The sequence below is a fragment of the uncultured Sphingomonas sp. genome (genome assembly GCF_964235535.1).
In the GTDB taxonomy this organism is placed as follows: domain Bacteria; phylum Pseudomonadota; class Alphaproteobacteria; order Sphingomonadales; family Sphingomonadaceae; genus Sphingomonas.
The window spans coordinates 4,874-9,492 of the sequence record NZ_CAXSBH010000071.1; the positions used below are offsets into that span (position 1 = coordinate 4,874).

The 4,619-nt window shown below is 64.2% G+C and carries 5 protein-coding genes; all 5 read left to right on the forward strand.

The genetic code is table 11. The annotated features are described in order from the left end of the window. On the forward strand, window positions 1-1,220 hold a 1,220-nt coding region (locus ACFE7F_RS14755), incomplete at its 5' end, for a TonB-dependent receptor (protein ID WP_375404611.1). 204 nt (window positions 1,221-1,424) lie between these two features. Then, a complete protein-coding gene (locus ACFE7F_RS14760; protein WP_375404614.1) occupies window positions 1,425-2,639 on the forward strand; it encodes an NAD-dependent formate dehydrogenase in 1,215 nt (404 codons plus the stop codon). Further along, on the forward strand, window positions 2,636-3,745 hold the full coding sequence (locus ACFE7F_RS14765; RefSeq protein ID WP_375404612.1) for an S-(hydroxymethyl)glutathione dehydrogenase/class III alcohol dehydrogenase: 1,110 nt from the start codon (window positions 2,636-2,638) through the stop codon (window positions 3,743-3,745). Before ACFE7F_RS14760 ends, ACFE7F_RS14765 begins: the two co-directional genes overlap by 4 nt. Beyond that, window positions 3,745-4,062 carry a 2Fe-2S iron-sulfur cluster-binding protein gene (locus ACFE7F_RS14770; RefSeq protein WP_375404613.1) on the forward strand — a complete coding sequence of 106 codons (318 nt, stop codon included), beginning with the start codon at window positions 3,745-3,747 and terminating at the stop codon, window positions 4,060-4,062. Before ACFE7F_RS14765 ends, ACFE7F_RS14770 begins: the two co-directional genes overlap by 1 nt. Before the next feature lie 67 nt (window positions 4,063-4,129). After that, window positions 4,130-4,619, forward strand: a 490-nt coding sequence (locus ACFE7F_RS14775) for an alpha/beta hydrolase-fold protein (protein WP_375404615.1), incomplete at its 3' end; no start/stop codon positions are given.

Below are 4,619 nucleotides of genomic sequence, written 5' to 3' on the forward strand. Positions count from 1 at the left end.
AGGGGCGGTACGTGTTCGACAACTCGGCGGTGCCCCAGCCCTTCTTCATCGTGCGATCGCCGAACTCGCCGAACGAGAGCTTCACGCAGGAACTCCAGCTCGTTTCGCCGAAGGCGGGGCCGTTCACCTGGGTCGTGGGTGCCTACTATTTCGACAACTCGCTCGGAGCTAAACCGATCTTCCGGAACTTCGCCGGCCCGTTCACACCGCTTCCGACATCGGTGGCGATGACCGTTACCAATTCGACGGAGACGACCCGTTCGTTGGCACCGTTTGGTCAGATCGGATGGGAGTTGCTGCCCAGGATGACGCTGACGCTCGGCGCCCGTTACACCTATGAGAAGCGCAAGCTCGAAGACGCCAGCGTGGTGAGCACGCTGGTCAACGGCACCACGGTCCCGCGGACCATTTCCCCCAACCCGTTGACCATCCGAAGACCCACGTTCCGCGCGGCGTTGGACTACCGCTTCTCCGACGCCATTCTCGGCTACGTGTCGTTCAACACCGGTATCAAGAGCGGCGGTTTCAATACGGTCAGCCCGGCCAATCCGGCTTACCTGCCCGAGAAACTCACGTCCTATGAGGTGGGCCTGAAGACCGAGCTTCTGGATCGTCGAGTAAGGTTGAACCTCGCGGCCTTCTACTACGACTATACGAACCTTCAGGTGATCCAGTTCGTCGGCGTCACGCAGACCGTGGTCAACGGACCCGGCGCCAAGCTGTACGGCCTCGACGCCGATCTGGAAGCGCAGCTCGCGAGGGGACTGAGGATTTCCGGCGGTTTCGAGATCGAGCACACGGAGTTCAGTGACTATCGGGGTGCCGTATTCAGCACGCCGCGACCAGGTGGCGGAGCGATCATCTCGCCCGGTGATGCGACGGGCAATCGCCTGCCGTTAGCGCAGGAGTTCAGCGCGACGGGGTCGGTGGACTACCATACCGATCTCCGCGACGGGAGCTTGGATTTCAATCTCACGGGAAACTACAATGGTGACTACTTCTTCGAAGCCGACAATTTCCTTCGTCAGGGATCCTATGTGATCCTGAACACCTCGCTTAGGTGGACGCTCCCGGGGGATCGTCTGAGCCTGACGCTTTTCGGACGGAACCTCCTGGACGAACGGATCATCACGCAAGCAACGACGCAGGGGTTGGGCTATCCCGCGCTCTATGGCGCCGCGCCGCGAACCTACGGCCTTGGTGCCGAGTTCAGATTTTGAGCCGCCCACCCGTCCCGCGACGTCATCCGACTTCGCGCGACGATCCGGGCCGGACGCGTGACCCGAACTCGCGGTGCGCCCAAGTCCCGGCGCCTCGGGCGTACGTCAGGCACGACGCTGCATTTCCGCCGCATGATGAACCATGCGCGACCTATGTCGATGGTAACTTCTCTCACTCGAACAAGGAAAACGGTTTTGGCTAAGGTGGTCTGTGTTCTCTATGATGATCCGATCAGCGGTTTTCCGACGAACTACGCCCGTGACGACGTGCCGCTCATCTCACGCTATCCGGACGGCCAAAGCGTACCGTCTCCAAAACAGATAGATTTCACGCCCGGGCAACTGTTGGGCTCCGTGTCGGGCGAGCTCGGCCTGCGTCGATACCTTGAAGCCGCCGGGCACACGCTAGTCGTAACCTCCGATAAGGACGGCGCGGACAGTGCGTTCGAACGCGAGCTGGTCGATGCCGACGTGGTCATTTCCCAGCCCTTCTGGCCGGCTTACCTGACCGCCGAGCGGATCGCGAAGGCGCCCGCGCTGAAGCTCGCGCTAACCGCCGGGATCGGTTCCGATCACGTCGACCTGCAAGCGGCGATCGAGCGGAACGTCACGGTCGCCGAGGTGACCTATTGCAACTCGGTCAGCGTCGCCGAGCACGTCGTGATGATGATCTTGGGGTTGGTGCGCAACTACATCCCATCGCATGATTGGGTGCGCAAGGGCGGCTGGAACATCGCCGACTGCGTGACCCGTTCCTACGACGTCGAGGGCATGCACGTCGGCACCGTCGCAGCGGGGCGGATCGGGCTCGCGGTTCTGCGTCGCCTCAAGCCGTTCGACATGCCGCTTCACTATTTCGACCGGCACCGACTTTCGCAGGACGTCGAGACGGAACTCAACCTGACATGGCACGACACCGTGGAGGACATGGTGGCCGTGTGCGACGTGGTGACGATCAACTGCCCGTTGCACCCCGAGACCGAGAACCTGTTCGACGAGGCGATGCTGGGGAAGATGAAGCGCGGCGCCTATCTCGTGAACACGGCCAGGGGTAAGATAGTCGATCGCGACGCGGTCGTTCGAGCGCTCGAGAGCGGTCAGCTTGCGGGTTACGCCGGGGACGTATGGTTTCCGCAGCCGGCACCAGCCGACCATCCTTGGCGGACAATGCCGAATGAAGGCATGACGCCGCACATCTCTGGCACGAGCCTCTCGGCGCAGGCTCGCTACGCGGCAGGCGTCCGCGAGGTTCTGGAATGCTTCTTCGAAGGTCGGCCGATCCGCGATGAATACCTCATCGTGCAGGGAGGCGCGCTAGCCGGAACCGGTGCCCATTCCTACAGCGCGGGCAACGCGACCGCCGGCTCGGAGGCGGCGGCGCGCTTCAGGCGAACGGGCGGCGGGGAGGCAAGCGAATGAAGACCCGCGCCGCCGTTGCGTTCGCCCCCAAGCGGCCGCTGGAGATCGTCGAGCTCGACCTGGAGGGTCCACGCGCGGGCGAGGTGCTGGTCGAGATCATGGCGACGGGCATCTGCCACACCGACGCCTACACGCTGGACGGGCTGGACTCGGAGGGACTGTTCCCGTCGGTGCTGGGCCATGAAGGCGCCGGGATCGTGCGCGAGGTCGGCTCGGGCGTCACGTCGGTCGCGCCCGGCGACCACGTCATCCCGCTCTACACCCCCGAATGCCGGCAATGTAAGTCGTGCCTGAGCGGCAAGACCAACCTGTGCACGGCGATCCGGGCGACGCAAGGCAAGGGGCTGATGCCCGACGGCACCACGCGTTTCAGCCACAAGGGCCGGCCGATCTTTCACTATATGGGCTGCTCGACCTTCTCGAACTTCACCGTCCTGCCCGAGATCGCGGTGGCCAGGATCAGGACCGACGCGCCGTTCAAGACCAGCTGCTACATCGGCTGCGGCGTCACGACGGGCGTCGGCGCGGTGGTCAACACCGCCAAGGTCCAGGTCGGCGACACGGTGATCGTGTTCGGGCTCGGCGGCATCGGCCTCAACGTGCTCCAGGGGGCTCGGCTGGCGGGGGCGGGGGTGATCGTGGGCGTCGACATCAACCCCGACCGCGAGGAGTGGGGCCGCCGGTTCGGCATGACGCACTTCGTCAATCCCAGCCAAGTCGCGGGCGACCTGGTGGCGCACCTGGTCGCGCTCACCGACGGCGGGGCGGACTACACGTTCGACTGCACGGGCAACACCGACGTGATGCGCCAGGCGCTGGAGGCCTGCCACCGCGGCTGGGGCACGAGCATCATCATCGGCGTGGCGGAGGCGGGGCGCGAGATCAGCACCCGTCCCTTCCAGCTCGTGACGGGGCGCAACTGGCGCGGCACGGCGTTCGGCGGCGCCAAAGGCCGCACCGACGTGCCCAGGATCGTCGACTGGTACATGGACGGCAAGATCGAGATCGACCCGATGATCACCCACGTCCTCGCGCTCGACGAGATCAACCAAGGATTCGACCTGATGCATGCGGGCGAGAGCATCAGATCCGTCGTGGTGTACTGATGACGACCGTTCAGATCACGACCCGCGAGGGATCGCCGTTGACGATCGACGCTCGGGAAGGTCTCTCCGTGATGGAGATCATCCGCGATGCGGGCGTCGACGAGCTGCTGGCGCTATGCGGTGGCTGCTGCAGCTGCGCGACCTGCCACGTCCATGTCGCCCCCGAAGATCTCGATCGCCTGGAGCCGATGAGCACGGACGAAGATGATTTGCTGGAAAGTTCCGATAACCGTGTTCCAACGTCGCGTCTGTCATGCCAGATCAGGTTCGTGAACGCGCTCGACGGCCTGCGGCTGACAATCGCACCGGAAGAGTAGAAATGGTCAACGACCGGATCGACATGCGCCGCCGAACGCCATTCCGCACGAGGTTCGAACTATGACGATCGAAACGGTGTCTACCGGCCGCGCATTCGGGGGAACGCAGGGAGTGTACCGTCACGCCTCCGTGGCGACGGGAACGGAGATGACATTCTCCGTCTTCGTCCCATCTCATGACGGCAGCGCGCCGTTGCCGGTGGTGTGGTATCTGTCGGGGCTGACATGCACCCACGCCAACGTGACCGATAAGGGCGAATACCGCGCCGCCTGCGCCGAGCTCGGCCTGATCTTCGTCGCGCCCGATACCTCGCCGCGTGGGGAAGGCGTGCCCGACGATCCGGCGAGCGCCTATGACTTCGGACTTGGCGCGGGCTTCTACGTCGATGCCACTGAGGAGCCGTATGCGACCAACTACCGGATGTGGACCTATGTCACCGAGGAGCTGCCGGCGCTGATCGCGGCGAACTTTCCAGTGGATATGGAGAGGCAGGCGATCACGGGCCATTCGATGGGCGGCCACGGCGCGCTCACCATCGCGCTCCGCCATCCGAACC

Coding starts and splice junctions, on each gene's coding strand:
- ACFE7F_RS14765 (WP_375404612.1), top strand. CDS start 2,636: ATGAAGACCCGCGCCGCCGTTGCGTTCGCCCCCAAGCGGCCGCTGGAG.
- ACFE7F_RS14770 (WP_375404613.1), top strand. CDS start 3,745: ATGACGACCGTTCAGATCACGACCCGCGAGGGATCGCCGTTGACGATC.